The sequence below is a fragment of the Rhodopseudomonas palustris genome (assembly GCF_013415845.1).
In the GTDB taxonomy this organism is placed as follows: domain Bacteria; phylum Pseudomonadota; class Alphaproteobacteria; order Rhizobiales; family Xanthobacteraceae; genus Rhodopseudomonas; species Rhodopseudomonas palustris_F.
Genome location: NZ_CP058907.1, coordinates 4,831,562 through 4,850,000, shown reverse-complemented (window position 1 = coordinate 4,850,000; position 18,439 = coordinate 4,831,562). Strand labels below are relative to the sequence as shown.

At 65.1% G+C, this 18,439-nt stretch carries 17 protein-coding genes (1 of these 17 only partly in view); 12 read left to right on the top strand and 5 right to left on the bottom strand.

All coding sequences use genetic code 11. The annotated features are described in order from the left end of the window. From HZF03_RS22205 to HZF03_RS22185, 5 genes are all read left to right on the top strand, one after another. Positions 1-316: the 3' portion of a hypothetical protein gene (locus HZF03_RS22205; RefSeq protein ID WP_042441311.1), read on the top strand. Its footprint begins 269 nt before the window's first position; 316 of the gene's 585 nt are visible here — the last part of the coding sequence; its start codon lies beyond the left edge, outside the window; the stop codon is at positions 314-316. 191 nt (positions 317-507) lie between these two features. Continuing rightward, positions 508-2,844 (top strand): TonB-dependent siderophore receptor, encoded by a 2,337-nt coding sequence (locus HZF03_RS22200; RefSeq protein ID WP_119019897.1) that lies wholly within the window; start codon positions 508-510, stop codon positions 2,842-2,844. A gap of 4 nt (positions 2,845-2,848) precedes the next feature. After that, entirely contained in the window at positions 2,849-3,994 is a 1,146-nt protein-coding gene (locus tag HZF03_RS22195; protein WP_119019898.1) for a PepSY-associated TM helix domain-containing protein, read from the top strand. A gap of 111 nt (positions 3,995-4,105) precedes the next feature. Continuing rightward, a complete protein-coding gene (locus HZF03_RS22190) occupies positions 4,106-4,654 on the top strand; it encodes a glycosyltransferase family protein (protein WP_119019899.1) in 549 nt (182 codons plus the stop codon). Between the two features lie 43 nt (positions 4,655-4,697). Next, positions 4,698-5,249, top strand: a complete 552-nt coding sequence (locus tag HZF03_RS22185) for a methylated-DNA--[protein]-cysteine S-methyltransferase (RefSeq protein WP_119019900.1) — start codon at positions 4,698-4,700, stop codon at positions 5,247-5,249. An 11-nt stretch (positions 5,250-5,260) separates the two neighbouring features. Here the strand turns inward: HZF03_RS22185 and HZF03_RS22180 are convergent, their stop codons facing one another. From HZF03_RS22180 to HZF03_RS22170, 3 genes are all read right to left on the bottom strand, one after another. Then, a complete protein-coding gene (locus HZF03_RS22180) occupies positions 5,261-5,878 on the bottom strand; it encodes a glutathione S-transferase family protein (protein WP_119019901.1) in 618 nt (205 codons plus the stop codon). A 118-nt stretch (positions 5,879-5,996) separates the two neighbouring features. After that, positions 5,997-6,839, bottom strand: coding sequence for a fumarylacetoacetate hydrolase family protein (locus HZF03_RS22175; protein ID WP_119019902.1), 843 nt, complete (start codon positions 6,837-6,839; stop codon positions 5,997-5,999). 109 nt (positions 6,840-6,948) lie between these two features. Next, entirely contained in the window at positions 6,949-7,797 is an 849-nt protein-coding gene (locus HZF03_RS22170) for an MBL fold metallo-hydrolase (RefSeq protein ID WP_119019903.1), read from the bottom strand. A 140-nt stretch (positions 7,798-7,937) separates the two neighbouring features. On the opposite strand from HZF03_RS22170, the gene HZF03_RS22165 reads away from it, so the two are divergent. From HZF03_RS22165 to HZF03_RS22155, 3 genes are all read left to right on the top strand, one after another. Further along, positions 7,938-8,351: a DUF3775 domain-containing protein gene (locus HZF03_RS22165; protein WP_011159957.1), complete on the top strand. Its 414-nt coding sequence runs from the start codon at positions 7,938-7,940 to the stop codon at positions 8,349-8,351. 178 nt (positions 8,352-8,529) lie between these two features. Next, positions 8,530-9,195 carry a Crp/Fnr family transcriptional regulator gene (locus HZF03_RS22160; RefSeq protein ID WP_012497614.1) on the top strand — a complete coding sequence of 222 codons (666 nt, stop codon included), beginning with the start codon at positions 8,530-8,532 and terminating at the stop codon, positions 9,193-9,195. A gap of 345 nt (positions 9,196-9,540) precedes the next feature. Further along, positions 9,541-11,079: a class I adenylate-forming enzyme family protein gene (locus tag HZF03_RS22155; RefSeq protein ID WP_119019904.1), complete on the top strand. Its 1,539-nt coding sequence runs from the start codon at positions 9,541-9,543 to the stop codon at positions 11,077-11,079. A 151-nt stretch (positions 11,080-11,230) separates the two neighbouring features. Here the strand turns inward: HZF03_RS22155 and HZF03_RS22150 are convergent, their stop codons facing one another. Then, a complete protein-coding gene (locus HZF03_RS22150; protein WP_011159954.1) occupies positions 11,231-11,446 on the bottom strand; it encodes a SlyX family protein in 216 nt (71 codons plus the stop codon). Positions 11,447-11,693: 247 nt separating this feature from the next. Between HZF03_RS22150 and ggt the strand changes: the two genes are divergently transcribed. Beyond that, positions 11,694-13,280: a gamma-glutamyltransferase gene (gene ggt / locus HZF03_RS22145; RefSeq protein ID WP_119019905.1), complete on the top strand. Its 1,587-nt coding sequence runs from the start codon at positions 11,694-11,696 to the stop codon at positions 13,278-13,280. 105 nt (positions 13,281-13,385) lie between these two features. Here ggt and HZF03_RS22140 read toward each other — a convergent pair whose 3' ends face one another. Next, a complete protein-coding gene (locus tag HZF03_RS22140) occupies positions 13,386-13,601 on the bottom strand; it encodes a CsbD family protein (RefSeq protein WP_011159952.1) in 216 nt (71 codons plus the stop codon). A gap of 391 nt (positions 13,602-13,992) precedes the next feature. On the opposite strand from HZF03_RS22140, the gene HZF03_RS22135 reads away from it, so the two are divergent. The 3 genes from HZF03_RS22135 to HZF03_RS22125 all read left to right on the top strand — a co-directional run bounded on the left by HZF03_RS22135 (position 13,993) and on the right by HZF03_RS22125 (position 18,426). Then, positions 13,993-16,614, top strand: a complete 2,622-nt coding sequence (locus HZF03_RS22135; RefSeq protein WP_119019906.1) for a hybrid sensor histidine kinase/response regulator — start codon at positions 13,993-13,995, stop codon at positions 16,612-16,614. Positions 16,615-16,720: 106 nt separating this feature from the next. Then, on the top strand, positions 16,721-17,200 hold the full coding sequence (locus tag HZF03_RS22130; protein ID WP_119019915.1) for a VOC family protein: 480 nt from the start codon (positions 16,721-16,723) through the stop codon (positions 17,198-17,200). 119 nt (positions 17,201-17,319) lie between these two features. After that, a complete protein-coding gene (locus HZF03_RS22125; RefSeq protein ID WP_119019907.1) occupies positions 17,320-18,426 on the top strand; it encodes an efflux RND transporter periplasmic adaptor subunit in 1,107 nt (368 codons plus the stop codon). Positions 18,427-18,439: the final 13 nt, after the last annotated feature.

Sequence of the window (18,439 nt, the reverse complement as noted above, 5' to 3'; positions counted from 1 at the left end):
GCTCGACGACGCCGCCAAGAAGCACGGCTTCGCGTCTTACGACGAGTACAGCGACGTGGTCGAAGCGATCGGCATGGTGCTGGCCGGCATGGATCCGAAGACCAAGACCTATGTCGGTCCAGCTGCCGCGCTCAAGGACCAGATCGCGGCGGTCGAGGCCGACACCAAGATCAAGGCCGAGGACAAGAAGCAGGCGCTGGCCGATCTGAACGACGCGCTGAAGAATCCCGGGCCGGCCGTCACCAACAAGACCAATATCGACCTGGTGACCAAGAACTACGACGCGCTGTCGGCTGCGCTCGAAGAAGACGACTAGTCGATCGAGACCTCCGGTCTTTCTGGCAACGCCGCCTTTCGATCGAGAGGCGGCGTTTGCCGTAGAGGCACATGCGCGTGCGCGTGCAGCCCGCGCGGCCTCGCCGTTAGACTGATTCCAAGCTTGCTCGCATTCTCTTGGTCTGGCGCTTCTGCTAGGCGGTCGCATCCGCTGTAGTGCAATAGGGTTTCATGCCAGACCGATCCGACGCCCGCCGCCGAGCCCATCAGGCTTTCCTGACCACCAGCTGCAGTGTTGCTGTCCGTGTCGCAGTCGGCTCCGCGGTGTGCTGGACCGCACTGGCCCCGCAAATTGCCGCCGCGCAGTCGCAGTCCCAGCAGCTGCCGAGCGTCACGGTCGACGCGCCGAAACGTGCGGTCGCGACGCGGTCTGCGCCGGCGCCGCAACGAAGCACCAATGCACCAATCAGAAGGCAGGCGCGCCGCACGCCGATTGCCGCGCCGCCGAGCCCGGCCGAGCGTGCAGCGGCCGCGGCCGCTCAACTGAACGAAGCCAAGCTCGGCTACCGCGCGATGCCGAGCCCGACGACGCTGCGCAGCGGCGCGTCGCCGCTCGACACCTCGCAAGCCGTGGCCGTCGTGCCGGAGCAAGTGCTCAAGGATCAATTGCCGCGCAATCTCGACGATGCGCTCGCCAATGTCAGCGGCGTCACCCAGACCAACACGTTGGCGGGTTCGTTCGATGCCGTGATCCGGCGTGGCTTCGGCGAAAACCGCGACGGTTCGATCATGCGCAACGGCATGCCGTTGGTGCAGGGACGCAGCCTCGGACCCACGGTCGAAAGCGTCGAGGTGCTGAAGGGGCCGGCATCGCTGCTGTACGGGATTCAGTCGCCGGGCGGCGTCGTCAACACCATCAGCAAGCGGCCGGAGCTGTATCAGCACGGATCGCTCACCGTGATCGGTTCGAGCTTCGGCGGCGGCCACAATGGCGCCAATGCGATTTTCGACCTGACCGGTCCGCTCGGCACCCAAGGTCTCGCCTATCGGGTGATCGGCTCGGGACTCGATGAGGATTATTGGCGCAACTTCGGCGCCAACCGCGAGCGGCTGCTCGCACCATCGCTGGCTTGGTATGGCGAGTCTACCACGGTGCAGTTCTCTTACGAGCACCGCGATTTCAGCTATCCGTTCGACCGCGGCACCGCCTTCGTCAAGGGCGCCCCGCTGGCGATTCCGGCGACGCGCCGCCTCGACGAATCATTCAACCGGACCTGGGGACAATCGGATCTGCTGCAGGCCTCGGTCGAGCAGCGCCTCGGCGACACCTGGAAGCTGACCACCGCCTATAGCTACAACCGCGAGATCTACGAGGCGAACCAGCTTCGGATCACCGCCGTCGATCCGGTCACCGGAATCGAGAAGCGAAGCAACGACGGCACCCATGGTGCGCTCGCTTATGTCGGCTACGGCACGTCCTATCTGCGCGGCGATCTTTGGCTCGGCGGCCTGCGCCACGAAGTGCTGATCGGCGGCGAGGCGCAGCGACGGCTGATCTATCGCCAGGATCTGATCCGGCAGGCGACACCGACGTTCAATTTCTACAATCCAGTCTACGGCCTTGTCGGTCCGGGCACGACGGTCTCAGCGTCGGACAGCGACCAGACCGATCGGCTGGAGACCCGCGCGGTCTTCGCACAGGATACGCTGCACCTGACCGATCGGTTCTCCCTGATCGGCGGCGTGCGCTGGATGGACTACGAGCAACTCGCCGGCCGCGGTCGGCCGTTCACTGCCAACACCGATCTCAGCGGCAACAAGCTGCTGCCGCTCGGCGGCGCCGTCTTCAAGCTCACCGATCAAATCTCGCTCTACGCCAGCTACACACAGTCGCTGCAGCCGACCTCGACCATCGCGCCATTGCAGAACAGCGGCGGTCTGGTCATCGGTTCGAACATCGCCCCCGAGGAAGGCACGCAATACGAGGCGGGCCTGAAGTTCGATCTCAACAAGCGGCTGTCCGGCACGCTGGCATTCTACGACATCGACAAGAAGAACGTGCTGGTGTCGCAGTTCAACGCAGCGACCGGCCTCAACGAATATCGCGCGGCCGGCAAAGTTCGATCGCGCGGCGTCGAGTTCGATGTCACCGGCCGGCTGACCGACCATTGGAGCACGATCGCCTCCTATGGCTACACCGATGCCATCGTCACCGACGATCCCGCACTCTCCGGAAAGCGGCTGCAAAACGTCGCGATGAACACGGCGTCGCTGTTCCTCGTCTATGATTTCGGGACGGCGCTGCCGGGACGGCTGCGCCTGGGCGGCGGCGCCCGCTACGTCGGCGACCGGCCGGGCGACAGCGATAACTCGTTCGTGTTGCCGTCCTACACGGTGGCTGACCTGTTCGCGACCTACGAGGTCAAATACGGGCGGACGCCGGTGATCTACCAGTTCAACGTCAAGAACCTGTTCGACAAGGTGTACTACCCATCGGCCGTGAATACCCTGAACGTCGCGCTTGGCGATGCCCGGCGTTTTTCGCTGGCCGCGACCGTCAAGTTCTAGCTCGATGCGAGTGCCGGCGCTCAAGCCCATCCTGCTGCAGCTCCATTCCGTCGCTGGATTGGTGCTCGCGGCGGTGCTGGTGCTGGTGGCGCTGACCGGCGCGGTGATGAGTTTCGAGGATGAGATCCGCGGCGCATTGGATGCCGGCCGAGTCCACCTCGCACCGCACGCTGGATCGCGAATGCCGCTGGATGCGCTGATCGCGAAACTGCAGGCCGGCGGCGATCCGGTCGCGTCGATCACGATGCCGCGCAGCGCGGCGTCCGCCGCCGAGGTCCGGTTCGCGCGCAAGCCGGACCACACCCGGCCGGTCCCGCTCTATCTCGATCCCTACACCGGCGAAAGCCTCGGTCATCCGGCCGCCGACGCGTTCTTTGCGACGGTCCGCAAGCTGCACCGCTGGCTGCTGTTGCCGGGCGACGGCAACGGTTACGGCCGGACGATCACCGGCGTTGCCGCACTCGGATTGCTGGCCATGCTGCTGACCGGGCTGGTGCTGCGATGGCCGCATCGTCCCGGCAGCATCAAGGTCTGGCTGAAGCCACATTGGCAGTTGCACGGACGCGGGCTGCACCGGTCGCTGCACGCCGTCATCGGAACCTGGGTGTTGCTGCTCTATTTGATCATGACGCTGACCGGTCTGTGGTGGTCGTTCGACTGGTACAAGACCGCCGCAACCTGGCTTCTGGCACGATCGCCAGTCACGACGCAGCCTCCGAACCGTGCTGCCGTCACTGCGGCGCCGTCCGCCGCAATTTCGCTGGATCGCGTCTGGGCGACACTCGTGGCCGAGCGTGGCGACAGGTTCGAGGCCGCACGCCTGACGCTGCCGTCAGGCCGCGACGGCACCGTGCGGGTCCGCGCCTGGCTGACCGATGCCCGAGACGGCGCGCATGACGAATTCCGGATCGACGGTCGGACCGGCCAAATCCTGTCCGCCGACATCTATGCCGCCAAGACGATCGGCGAAAAGGTATTGGCGCGCGTGCTCGACATCCACCGCGGCAGCATTTTCGGCTGGCCCGGTCAGGTGCTGTTCATGCTGGCGGCGGCGGCGATGCCATTGTTCGGGGTGACCGGCGTTCTGCTGTATCTGTCGCGCCGCCGGCACAAGCGGATGCAGCGTGCGGCCCGCGCCAAGGTCGGCTGACGCCGACGTCGGGGATCAGCCCGGCGGCCGAAATGTTGCGCCGCGCCGATCCGGCGCGCTATAAGCCCCCGGTCAAGTCACCCCGACCGGTCGCGAACCAACCGCCGCGTCATGAAAATCTTGCTGGCGGTCTTCCAACTCGAAAAGCAGAGCGGCAAAGAACGCGATTGCATCGCTATCGCGCGCCATCTTGCCGGTCGCGGCCACGACGTCACCATCGTCACCACGATCCCGTCGCCCGAGCCGCTCGACCGCATCGCGGTCGTTCAAGTGAAGGCGAGGGGGCTGACCAACCACCGCCGGGCACGTAATTTCGCACGCGCGGTCCGCGAGCACCGCCGCACGCATCAACCGGATGCGCTGCTGTCGTTCGAGTTGGTGCCCGGCGCCGATTTTCATTACGTCGCCGACGACGCGGCGATTCTGCGTGATCGGCTGTGGGCCTGGCCGCCGCGGCAGCGAATCCGGCTGGCGTTGGAGCGCGGCGTGTTCGCCGCGGCCTCCCGCACCGAGCTGTGGTTCCTGACCCAGGACCAGCACGACGCCTATCACATCGCCTACGATTTCGATCCGGCCCGCGCCCATGTGCTGCCGGCGGATCCGAAAAAACTGCTGGCCACGGTTGCCGCCCGTCTGGAGCAGCACGTCCCGGCGGATTGAAATCGGGTGGCCGACCGCCCGCGGCGGGCGTAATCTCGGTGCTATGATGCCCTTGAGCCAGCACAGCCACGCCCTGTTCGATACAGCGATCGGCCGTTGTGGCATCGTTTGGGGCGTGCGTGGGATCGTTGCGGTGCAGTTGCCGCAGCCGACCGAAGCACAGACCCGTGCCCGCATCACCCAGCGTCATCCCGACAGCGTCGAAGCGGCGCCGACGGTTGACGTGCAGCGTGCGATCGATGGCATCGTCGCCCTGCTCGCAGGTGCCGCGACCGATTTCGCCGACATTCCGCTCGATCTCGACGGCACCTCGGCGTTTCAGCGCCGGGTCTATGACATCGCCCGTGGCATTCCGGCCGGCAAGACGCTGACCTATGGCGATATCGCCAAGCAGCTCGGCGGCGTCGAGCTGTCGCGCGAGGTCGGACAGGCTTTGGGGCGCAATCCGTGCCCGATCATCGTGCCGTGCCACCGCGTGCTCGCCGCCGGGGACAAGCCCGGCGGGTTCTCGGCCAATGGCGGCGTCGCCACCAAGCTGAAGCTGCTGGCGATCGAAGGCGCGGCGGTCAACTACACGCCGAGCCTGTTCGACTGAGCAGGTCGCGTTCAGGCCGCCGGCGGCACCGACACCTTCACCGACTCGCGCTCCGACATCCGCTGGAAGAACGCATCGAGGTTGGGGTAGGCCGCGCGCCAGCCGCAGTCTGCGAAGCGGAAGTCGGCGTAGCCGAGCACGCAGGTGAGCGCGATCTGGGCGATCGTCAGCGGCCCGTTCAGCATCGCGGTGTCGCGGTCGAACCGCGCCATGCCGGCCCAGGCGCGCGCCCAGTGATCGTCGTACCAGCCCTGCCAGAACAAGTCCTTCGGCCGCACCAGCTTCTCGTAGCGGCACAGCAGCATCGAATCCAGCATGCCCTGCAGCAGCGAGTGATCGCTCTTCACCCGCCAGCGCTCCGCGCCCGACGCCGGGATCAGCTTGCCGCCGCCGGCGAGGTCGTCGAGATATTCGGCGATCACGTAGGAGTCGACGATCACCTCGCCATTGTCGAGGATCAGCGCCGGCAGTTTCTTCAGCGGGTTGACGTCCCGCATGTACGGCTCATTGGCCTGCGCCGGGATCACGGTCGCCGACAAGAACTCGATCCGGTCGATCAGCCCGAGTTCGATCGCCGCGATCCGCACCTTGCGGGCGAACGGCGAGGACGGCGAAAAATACAGCTTCATGTGATGCTCCTGAGAGGAACGACTTGGTCGCAAGCCTGGTCAATCTATCTTCTGTCATTCCGGGGCGCGAACGAAGTGCGCATCCCGGAATGACGAAGGAGAGGCGTGTATCAGCGGCTTACGCCGCCACGATGGTTTGTTTCTGCTCGCCGAGCCCCTCGATCCCGAGGGTGACGACGTCGCCGACGTTGAGGTACTGAGGCGGCTTCATCCCGGTGCCGACGCCGGGCGGCGTGCCGGTGGTGATGATGTCGCCGGGCATCAGCGTCATCAGCTCCGACAGATACGACACGATCTTCGGCACGTTGAAGATCATCGTTGCGGTTGAGCCGGTCTGACGGCGCTGGCCGTTGACGTCGAGCCACATCCCGAGCTTGTGGACGTCGGCGATCTCGTCCTTGGTGGCGACCCACGGACCGAGCGGGCCGAAGGTGTCGTGCGACTTGCCCTTGGTCCACTGCCCGGCCCGCTCGAGCTGGAAGTTTCGCTCGGAGACGTCGTTGCACACCGCGTAGCCGGCGACGTAGTTCAGCGCATCGGCCTCGGTGACATATTTGGCACGGGTGCCGATGATCACCGCAAGTTCGACTTCCCAATCGAGCTTGGTCGAGCCGCGCGGCTTCTCGACATCGTCGTTCGGTCCGCACAGCGAGTTGATCGCCTTCATGAACACGATCGGTTCGGCCGGGATCGGCATGTTGGCCTCGGCGGCGTGGTCGGCGTAGTTCAGGCCGATCGCGATGAACTTCGGCGCTCCGCCGACCGGCGAGCCCAGCCGCGGATGGCCGGGCACGGCTGGGAGTCCGGCGACATCGAGCGCACCGAGTTTGGCGAGGCCTGCGGGCGAAAACGCGTCGCCTGCGAGGTCGGCGATCTGTCCGGACAGATCGCGAAGCTGGCCGTCTTTATCGATCAGACCAGGCTTCTCGTGGCCGATAGCACCATAACGAACGAGCTTCATCCCGCGTGTCCTCCGCAGTTCTTCAGGCTGCCTAAGTGATGGATCAGTAGTGAGTCGAATTCAATACATGCAGGCGCCGGCACGCCATGCGCGCCGTCGCGGTGACTTGTCATGGCTGCGCCACAAGCCGGAAAGCGTCGCCGTCGCGCACGATCCGGCCGGGGCCGAAATGCCCGCCGAACAGCAGAGCGGGCGTATCGGCGAAGCGCGAGAACAGTCGCCGCCGCGTTTCGATCGACTGCAGCGCGTCGGAATCGAAGCTCGACGACCAGTCCAGCCGCACCATCTGGCAGGGATGGTGCGCGACGTCGCCCGACAGCACCGCCTCTTCGCCATCGGAGCGAATGTGCAGTGCGACGTGGCCCGGGCTGTGGCCCGGCGTCGGGATCAAAGTGATCTCATCGGCGATCTCGGCGTCACTCGCGACCAGATCGACGACGCCGGCATCGATCACCGGCTCGACCGAGTCGGCGAACACCGCGGCGTGAGCCGCGTCGGTCGCATGCGTCTTCCAGTACTCGTACTCGATGCGACCGAACAGATAGCGTGCGTTGGGGAAGGTCGGCACCCATTGTCCGTCGACCAGCCTGGTGTTCCAGCCGACGTGATCGACGTGCAGATGGGTGCAGATCACCGTGTCGATGCTGTCCGCCGGATAGCCGGCACGGGCGAGATCCTGCAGGTAGGGCTTGTCCAGACCGTTCCAATGCGGCACGCCGCGGCCCTGCTTGTCATTGCCGATGCAGGTGTCGACCAAGATCCGGCGGCTCGGCGTTTCCACCACCCAGCTGTGCACCGACATCGTCAGCCGGCCCTCGGGGCTGGCGAACTGCGGTATCAGCCACGGCATGGCCTGGATTTCCTGAGGGGTGGCTTGCGGCAGGATGAACCGGGTGCCTCCGGTCAATTCCATCTCGACGATTTTTGTGATTTTGACCTTGCCGATGGTCCAGACCATCCCACGTTTCTCCCGGGCTCTTTGTTTTGCCCGAACATGCGGGTTTTGCGTTTGAGGCGCAATGGATCATCTCGCGCTGCAGTGCGTTAGTTCGCGCGCGGGCCGTGACGAAAGTCCCGCACCACGCCGGAGGAAGAACCATGCCCGAACTCGCTATTTCGACCGACAAGGTCGCGTTTCTGATCGAGAAGGCGCGCGAATTCGACGTCAAGGAAGGCGAGAGCGACGCCGACTCCGGGTCGAACGGTGCCGACGACGACATGGTCGATGTGCTGGAGGATACCGGCGACGATCCCGTGGTGCAGGAGATCAGCGGCTTCATTGCCGCGATGACCGAAGAAGAGCAGATCGACCTGGTGGCCTTGATGCGGCTCGGCCGCGGCGACGGCAGCATCGAGGAATGGGACGATCTGCGCCGCGAGGCTGCCGAGGGCCGCAACGGCCGCACCGCGCGTTACCTGCTCGGTGAGCCGCTGCTCGGCGATTACCTGGCCGACGGGCTGGATCAGTTCGGCCTGTCGTGGAGTGATGAGCGCACCACACCCGTGGTCTGATCGAAGCTTCGGAGGATGCACCAGGGCGCTGCACGAGTGCGATCGTGCAGCCTTCCCGTAGCATCCCGAGGAAATTGAATTTACCAGTGAATTCAGCCTTCTGCGGTCTATTCTGCGGCGACTTGGGTCGATGACCTGGGTCGGCGTGGTCGACGCCGGCCGACACGTGGAGGCGACGATGAAGCTGGAGCTCGGTTTCGATCCCCGCGACCTGCTGCGCAAGCTCGGCCCGGGCAATTCGATCGCCAAATTTGCCAAGAACCAGACGATCTTCGCGCAGGGCGATGAAGCCGATAGCGTGTACTTGCTGCTGCAGGGACGGATCAAAGTCGTGGTGCTGTCGGCCCAGGGCAAAGAGGCAGCGACCGGCATGGTGGCGCCGGGGCAGTTCTTCGGCGACGGCTGTCTGGTCGGCGAGGCGACGCGTACCACCACCACCATCGCGATGCAGGACTGCCTGGTCGCGGCGATTCCCAGCACCCGGCTGATCGAGACGCTGCGGGCGCAGCCGGATTTCGCCGAACTCTTCGTGCGGCATCTGTTGCTGCGCAATCGCCGCATCGAAGAGGATCTGCTCGATCAGCTGCTCAACTGCAGCGAGAAACGGCTGGCCCGGCTGCTGCTGCGGCTTGCAGATTTCGAGGAGGGCGGCGAGCCGCAACCGATCGCGCCGCACATCAGCCAGGAGACGCTGGCTGAGATGATCGGCACAACGCGGTCGCGCGTCAGCTACTTCATGAACAAGTTCCGAAAATTGGGCCTGATCAGTTACGACCGCACCATCGAGGTCCACCCGGGCCGGCTCAGCGCCGTGCTGCACGATCGGGCCGAGGCGCGCGGGTAGCTTTCGCGTCGCCAGCTTTCACCCCGTGCGGGGCTGCATGTCCTCGCGCTGCAAACCACGATCCAAGCTCGTGGGGCATTGAGCGTCTGCACCGCGACGTTTCCGTCCGCAGGATGGAATACGCAGCCCCTTGTGAACTCCGATCAAGCGCACCGGCCTCAGTCGACACGCGACGCCGTCGAACGGCTGTACGTGAGCGGCGCGAAATGGTTGAAAGGCGAGGCTTTGGATCGCTGACGCGCGCTGACCTCTCTCAGCGTCATGGCGAGCGATTGTGTCGTCGCTTCGCTCTCGTGATGGCGGAGCCCTGTTCGAACTGGACAACCAAGAAACGTGGAGACCGAAATGCCCGACTTCATCACTCTTCCCGCCCTGGTCCGCGACACCGCGCAGGCGCGGCCGGACCGGATCGCGGTGATCGACGGGGAACGGCAATTGCGTTACGCGGAATTTGATGCGCTGATCGATCGCATCGCCGCGACTTTGCAGCGCGATGGTCTGAAACCGACCGACACCATCTCGATCTGCGCACTGTCCTCGATCGAATATGCGGCGACTTTCCTTGCTGCACTGCGCGCCGGCATCGCGGTCGCGCCGCTGGCGCCGTCGTCGACCGCCAAGGACTTCTCCGCGATGGTGCGGGACTCCGCGGCCAAGATTCTGTTCACCGACGACTTCGCCGCCAATGCGATGAAGGACGCCGAGATCGATGCTACGGTGAAGCGCGTCGCATTCGACGACGGCACGAGCGGCGAAGCGTTCACGCGCTGGCTGGCGCCGGAAGGTACCAAGCCCGCGCCGGTGACGATCGATCCGGAATGGGTGTTCAACATCATCTACTCGTCCGGCACCACGGGAACGCCGAAGGGCATCGTTCACAGCCATCAGATGCGCTGGGCGCAATACGGCAAGCTCGACCCGATCGGCTATGGCCCCGACGCGGTGACGCTGCTGTCGACGCCGCTCTATTCCAACACGACGCTGGTCTGCTTCAATCCGACGCTCGCCGGCGGCGGCACTGTGGTGCTGATGAAGAAGTTCGATGCCCGCGGCTTCCTCGAGCTGGCGCAGAAGTATCGCGTCACTCATGCGATGCTGGTGCCGGTGCAGTATCGCCGGATCATGGCGCTGCCGGAGTTCGGTCAGTTCGATCTGTCGTCGTTCCAGATGAAGTTCTGCACGTCCGCGCCGTTTGCGCCGGAATTGAAGGCCGATATCCTCAAGCGCTGGCCCGGTGGTCTGACCGAGTACTACGGCATGACCGAGGGCGGCGGCTCGTGCACGCTGCTGGCTCACGAATTCCCGAACAAGCTGCACACCGTCGGCCAGCCGCGGCCCGGTCATGAAATCCGGATGATCGACGAGGACGGCAACTTCCTGCCGAACGGTGAGGTCGGCGAAATCGTCGGCCGCTCCGACACCATCATGAAGGGCTACCTCAATCAGCCGCAGAAGACCGCTGAAGTGTTCTGGACTGATAAGGACGGCAACCTCTGGGTGCGCAGCGGCGATGTCGGCCGGTTCGATGCCGACGGCTTCATCACCCTGATGGACCGCAAGAAGGACATGATCATCTCGGGCGGCTTCAACATCTATCCGAGCGACATCGAGGCCGTGGCTGCCAAGCATCCCGACGTGCTCGAGGTCGCGGTCGTCGGCATGCCGTCGGAAGAGTGGGGCGAGACCCCGGTGGCGTTCGTCGCCGCGCGCCCCGGCCGCAGCATCGATCCGGCCGAACTGAAGACCTGGACCAACGGCCAGGTCGGCAAGACCCAGCGCCTCGCCGAGGTGGTGCTGGTCGAGTCGCTGCCGCGCAGCGCGATCGGCAAGGTGCTGAAGCGCGAACTCCGCGACCAGCGCCTGGGCATGAAGGCGGCGTCGTAACTACGACCTAACGGTCATTCCGGGGCGCTCACGCAGTGAGCGAACCCGGAATCCCGAGATTGTTTTTACGACGAGATTCCGGGTTCGCGCTTCGCGCGCCCCGTCATGACAAGGGCAAGGGCCGGCGCTGCAACGGGCGAGCGCTCCTCCCTCAATAATGCGGCGGGCGCTCGTTGGCAGGGGCGCCGGCGCTGCTCTCGGCTTGGTCGAGCCGTTCGCTCAGCGCGGCGAGTTGCCGGGTCAGCGCGTCGATCTGCTTCCACTGCGCGGTAACGGTCTGGTTCAGCGCCTCGATCGTCTCGTCCTGATACGCCAGGCGCACTTCCAGCGCCTCGACGCGGTCGTTCAGATCGTTCTCGCCGGCCATCGCCCGCTCCATTTCGGCTCGGTCTGCCCGCTCGCGGCCGGCAAGACTCAGGTTGTCGCCGGCCCGGGTGCGGACGCGCGGCGGAGTGGGCGCTGGTTTAACAGCGCTGGCGCCGGCAGAAAACCGGCCCTTCGGGGAGATCCCAGTCGCGCAAGGCGGTCGCGGCGAGGATTGCTCGGCGGCCGTGGAATATGCCAACTAGGCCGGCGCCGGAGCGCGGCGTAACCAACCCAACGAGCTTGTGCCTATGAGGAATTTCCATCTCGCCGGCCGGTCCACCGTCCACGCCCGCAACGGCATGGTCGCGACCTCGCACCCGCAGGCGGCGCTGGCCGCGATTGAAATCCTGAAAGCTGGTGGCACCGCCGCCGACGCCGCGATCGCTGCCTCAGCGTTGCTGGCGGTGATCGAACCCCAATCCACCGGCATCGGCGGCGACTGTTTCGCCCTGGTGCAGCCCAAGGGCACCGGCAAGATCACGGCGTATAACGGCTCGGGCCGGGCTCCCGCGGCCGCCAAGGCCGAATGGTTTCTTGAAAAGGGCATCGACGCGATCCCGCTGACCAGCCCGCATTCGGTGACGGTCCCCGGTGCGATCGACGCCTGGGCGACGATCCTGCGTGATCACGGCCGGTTCGGTCTCGACAAGGTGCTGCAGCCGGCGATCAGGGCGGCGGCGGAAGGCTACGTGGTGGCACCGCGCATCGCGTTCGACTGGGCCAACGGCTTCAACAAGCTGAAGAAGGGCGCCAACACCGAGCGCTATCTGCTGCCGCACGGCGAAGCCGCCAAGACCGGCGATGTCATTACTCAGCCGGAACTCGCCAACACGCTGAAGCTGATCGCCGACAAGGGGCCGGACGGCTTCTACAAGGGCGCGGTCGCCGAAGACATGGTCGAGACGCTGCGCGGCCTCGGCGGTCTGCACACGCTGGAAGACTTCGCCGAGCACCGCACCGAAACGACTTCGCCGATCGGCACGATCTACAAGGGCCTGGACGTCTGGCAGTGCCCGCCGAACGGCCCGGGCATCACCATGCTGGTGATGCTGAACATTCTCAGCCGGTTCGATCTCACCAAGTTCGGCCCGCTCAGCGTCGAGCGCTTCCATCTGGAAGCCGAGGCGACCCGCATCGCCTACATGATCCGCGAGCAGCACATCGGCGACCCGCAGCATGTCGATGTCGACGTGCTGCGTATTCTGGCGAAGGAATTTGCCGAGGAGCATTACAGCCAGATCGCGCTCGACAAGCTGCTCGATCTGCCGGTGGTGTCGCCGCCGATGAATCCGTCGACCGTGTACATTACCGTGGTCGACGAGGAGCGTAATGTCTGCTCGTTCATCAATTCGATCGCGCATTCCTTCGGCTCTGCGATCGTGTCGAATAAGACCGGCGTGCTGCTGCAGAACCGCGGCGCCGGCTTCCGGATTCAGCCCGGCCACCCGAACTGCATCGCGCCGAAGAAGCGCCCGCTGCACACCATCATTCCGGCTCTTGCGACCGAGAACGGCCGGGCCCGGATGTCGTGGGGCGTGATGGGCGGTCAATATCAGCCGGTCGGTCAGGTTCACGTGCTGACCAACGTGCTCGACTACGGGCTCGATATGCAGGAAGCGATCGATCTGCCGCGCGGCCTGCACTACGAGGACGTCTATCAGCTCGAGGATGGTGTGCCGGCGGCAACCGTCGAGGGGCTCAAGGCGCTCGGTCACAAGGTCGTGCCGATCGGCACGCCCCACGGCGGCGGGCAGGGAATTTGGATCGATTGGGACAAGGGCACGCTGACCGGCGGCTCCGACCCGCGCAAGGATGGTTGCGCGCTCGGTTACTGATACACGGCCCTTATAAAAAGCGGCTCTTCCAGACATGCGAAGACCGGCCCGAGGGCCGGTCTTGCACCTACTGACGACCGCCTCGGCGGCTATCAGTAAGGTAGATCAGAGATTCTTGTGCGCAGCGCCGGCGACCTTGTCGGCCGTATCCTTGACCGCGTCCTTGGCATTGCCGAGCGCCTGCTGACCGTGGCCCTTGGCTTCCTGGATCGCGCCTTCGCCCTTCAGCTTGTCAGAGCCGGTGGCTTCACCGATGCCCTGCTTGGCCTTGCCCGCGAGCTCGTTGGCCTGACCCTTGATCTTGTCCATCGTGCTACCCATTGAATGTCTCCTTCACTTTGTGAGCTTCGTGGAGACAACCGGCAGGCTCCTCGGATGTTCCTCAGGGTGTTTGATTGTGAAAAAGATAATTGCACGTTTTTGGTGCAATTGATAACTACTGAATTACCGTCGATTAGTCCATTTGGCGGATTATTAACCGAGGCGGCCGTTGCGGCCGAGGTTCGGCGGTCGAGTTAACGGTCGTGAAGCCCGCCCGCCGCATGGTCGATCGCCTATCACCTGACCGGCGGACGACCATGGGAATGGTGGCCTCCGGCGCTGTCGTACGAAAGGAAGACTTGATCCTCTCGGGCGGCTAAACTGTGCATGCGGGGCCGCGCATGACACAGCGACGACCTGGATCTGAGGACGGCCGAGAGAGCGTTTCGAGATGTCCGGCCTGTGGCAATCGATGACAACGGCCTGGATGTCCCGAACCGATCGGTCGGCTCTGCTCGACTTCTGGCTCGGCGGCCGCGGCGCCGGCACGCTGATCGCGAACACCGATATCGACGAGCAGGAAATGCGGCGGATCCGCGCCGCGCAGATCAACAGCGTCACCCGGCTGACGCCGGTGACGATGAGTATCAACGTCGCCAACGCTGCGCTGATCCTGTTCACCTTCTGGGACAACGACGCCCGCCCGCAACTGCTGGCGTGGACGGCGATGATCGTGTTCGCGGCGGGATCGGCGGTTCAGTCGTGGCTGCGCAACCGCTTCGAGCCCCGGCTCGAGGCCTCCGCCCATGCGATCCGGCGGATGACGCTGCACGCGTTGCTGCTCGGATTGATCTGGGGCGCGATGCCCGTGATGGTGTTCGTCAAGGCCGATCCGGGTGATCAGTTGATCGTCGCCTGCGTGGCGGCCGGCATGATCTCCGGCGGCGCGTTTACGCTGTCCACGGTGCCACGCGCCGGCCTCGCTTATACTTGGTCACTGGCGGCTGGATCGGCGCTGTCGCTGGCGCTGTGCGATGGCATAGCTTACCGCATCACCGCGGCCTTCCTGGTGCTGTACTCGGTGTTCATGTCGCGCAACCTGATCTCGCACGGCGAGATGTTCTTCGACAATTTGCGGGCGAAGTTCGAACTCGAACGGCAGACTGAAATCATCTCGCTGCTGCTGAAGGATTTCCAGGCCAACGCCAGCGACTGGCTGTGGCAGACCGATGCCCATGGCCGGCTGGTGCATGTGCCGGAGCGCTTCGTCGAAGTCGCCAAGCTGCCGCCGTCGCTGCTGATCGGGGCGCCGCTCGCGGACGTGATCGGCATGCTGTGCCCGGAGGATGGCCGCTGCGCCATGGGTGTCGCTGCGAAGATGGCGCAGCGGGAGCCGATGAACGATCTTGTGGTGCATGTGGTGATCGGCGGCACGCCGCGGCTGTGGTCGCTCACCGCCAAGCCGATGCTCGATGCGGCCGGCGAGTTCGCCGGCTATCGCGGCGTCGGCCGTGACGTCACCGAGCGCTGGCGCGCCGAGCAGGCCGAGGCCGAGAACCGCGCCAAGTCCAGCTTCCTGGCGATGATGAGTCACGAGATCCGTACGCCGATGAACGGTGTGCTGGGCCTCGCCAACTCACTGCTCGAAACCAAGCTCGATCCCGAGCAGCAACAGGCCGTTACCACGATCCGCGATTCCGGTGACGACCTGCTGCGCATCCTCAACGATATCCTCGATCTGTCGAAACTCGAGGCCGGCCGGCTGGAGTTCGAGCAGGCCGACTTCTCGCCCACCACCCTGGTCGAGTCGGTCCGCGCGATTATCGAGCCGGAAGTTCGAGGCAAGGGCATCGAACTGAAGGTCGATATCGATCCGCGGCTACCGCCATCGTTGAACGGTGACGCGGCACGAATCCGCCAGGTGCTGCTCAACCTCGCTGCGAACGCGGTGAAGTTCACCGAGCAAGGCTCGATTGCCATCGTGCTGACGTGCGTGAAACGCAACGACAGCCACGCCACCGTCGAGTGGCAGGTGACCGATACCGGCATCGGCATTTCGCCGGATCGTGTCGGCAGCCTGTTCACCGACTTTGCCCAGGCCGATGTCTCGATCAATCGCCGGTTCGGCGGCACCGGGCTTGGGCTCGCGATCAGCCGGCGGATCGTCGAACAGATGGGCGGCGATATCGCCGTCACCTCCCGCGAAGGCGAGGGTTCGACCTTCCGCTTCAGCCTCGATCTGCCGTGGAGCAATGCGTGGATTGCCGACCACCGGCTCGACCGGCTCGGCAGCGACGATCTCCGCACCCGCATCGCGATGCTGGGACGGCCGCTACGCGTGCTGATCGCCGAAGACGACTCCACCAACCAGATGGTGGTGATGAAGATGCTGCAGGAATTCGCCGCCGAAATCACCGTGGTGTCCGACGGCACGGACGCGGTGCAGACGGCAGGCGAGGGCGAGTTCGACGTCGTACTGATGGACGTGCGGATGCCCAACATGGACGGCCTCGCCGCCACCCGGGCGATCCGCGGCAAGGGCGGCGCGCTTGCCAAACTGCCGATCATCGCGCTCACCGCGAACGCCTTCCCCGACGACGTCAAAGTTTGCCGCGACGCCGGCATGAATGACTTCCTGGCAAAGCCGCTGCGCAAGCCGGCGCTGGTTGCGGCCGTGCTGCGGGCGCTGCGCGGCGCATCGACACCGGTGACGATGCCGTCGCCGCCGATGCTGGTCGATCTCGACACGCTCGCCGAACTCACCGCTGAGATCGGCCAGGATCAGGTGAACGAGATGGTGGCGCTGTTCTTCGCCGAAACCGAGCGGCGGATTGCGCTGTTCCGGCGCTTTGCCGAACACATGGACCGCCAAAACCTTGAGGTCGAGGCGCATTCGCTCAAGGGCGGGGCCCGCACACTCGGCTTCCACCCGATCGCCGAGATCGCACGTTCGATCGAGCGCGAAGCGGGATCGATCTCGCCCGAGGCGCTCGATCTGTTCACCGGTCAGCTCAACAAGGCGCTGATAGAGCTGCGCCGGCAATGCGAAGGCAGCCTGAAGCTGGCGAGCTGAAGTTCGATCCTGATTGCTTCTTAGAATCCGACCTCGGCTGTCGGCCGGCGGCGCCTTCGATCGTCCTCGGCACAATGCAGATGCGTTGTGCGGGAGGATGCGCGAAATGTCGAAGATCGTTCCTTGCTTGTGGTTTGCCGGCGAAGCCGAACAGGCGGCCCAATTCTACGTGTCGCTGCTGCCGGGCTCGCGGATCGACAACATCCAGCGCAGCGTCGTCGACACCCCGGGCGGACCCGAGGGCTCGGTGCTGGTTGTCGAGTTCACGGTGGCCGGTCAGCCGTTCATGGCGCTGAACGGCGGCACGCCGCTGCCGTTCAATCACGCGGTGTCGTTCAAGATCGATTGCGTCGATCAGGCCGAGGTCGATCGGCTGTGGGATGCGCTGCTGGCGGAGGGCGGCGAGCCGGTGGCGTGCGGCTGGCTGCGCGACCGCTACGGCCTGTCCTGGCAGATCGTCCCCGTCGGCGCGCTCAAGCTGTTCGCTGGTTCGAACCGTGAGGGCGCCAAGCGCGCCATACAGGCGATGATGCAGATGGTGAAGCTCGACGTCGGCGCCCTGCAGCGAGCGTACGAGGGCGTGTAGGCGAGCCCGTGAGCTTGGAAAGCAGGCGACGCCTCCGTCACGAACTGATGATCTCTGACGATTATTGACAATCGTCAGAGATCAGTCGACAGTTCCCTTGAACGCAAGGGAGGCTGCCGATGCGTGCGATTTCTGCTTTCGACGGGTTTTTCAGGCTGTTAGCGGGTGCCCTGCTTGCCGTTGCGATCCTTGGCTTGGCGGGCTGCGACGGCAAGGACGCCAAACAGGAGCTCTCCAAGCGCCCGGTCCTGGTCACCGCGGTGCATTACGCCCCGCAGGCGCCCGAGCGCAGCTTCGTCGGCACGATCAAGCCCCGCACCGAAACCGACGTCGGCTTCCGGGTCACCGGCAAGGTGGCCAAGCGCCTCGTCGAAGTCGGCGACACCGTTGAGGTCGGCCAGAAGCTGGCGCTGCTCGATCAGACCGATCTGAAGCTGCAGGCCGAACAGGCAGAGGCCGAGCACAGCGCCGCTAAGGGCGTGCTGGCGCAGGCAATCGCGTCCGAAAACCGCGCCAAGGAGTTGCGCGCCAAGGGCTGGGCGACCGAAGCCCAAATGGATCAGGCGCGCGCCACCGCGGACGAGGCCCGCGCCCGCTTTGCCCGCGCCGAGCGCTCGGTCGAGCTGACCCGCAACTCGCTGTCCTACGCAACGCTCGAAGCCGACAGTCACGGTGTCGTGGCATCCGCGCTGGTCGAACCTGGGCAGGTGGTCGCGGCCGGTCAGGCCGCGTTCCGCCTCGCCCGCATCGGCGAGAAGGAAGCAGTGGTGGCGATCCCCGAAACGCTGATCACCCGCGCCACCAAGGGGCTGGCCGACGTCACGCTGTGGTCCGAGCCCGGCCGGCACTATGTGGCCAAGCTGCGCGAGGTGGCGCCGCTCGCCGATCCCGCAACCCGTACGTTCCTGGCCAAGTTCTCGCTGCCGGATGCCGACGACCGGGTCGTGCTCGGCATGACTGCGACGCTGACGCTGACCGATCCCGACAAGGTCCGCGTCGCCCGGGTGCCGCTGTCGGCGCTGTTCAACCAGGGCGGCCAGCCGTCGCTTTACGTCGTCCACGGCAGCGGCGAGGTGAAGCTGAAGCGAGTCGCCGTGAAGTCATACGAGACCGACGACGTGGTGATTACCGAGGGCGTCGACGAAGGCGATCAGATCGTCACGCTCGGTGTGCAGAAACTCGATCCTGCCGAAAAGGTGCGGGTGGTGTCGGCTCTGACGTTCTGATCTGCGCTGGGGA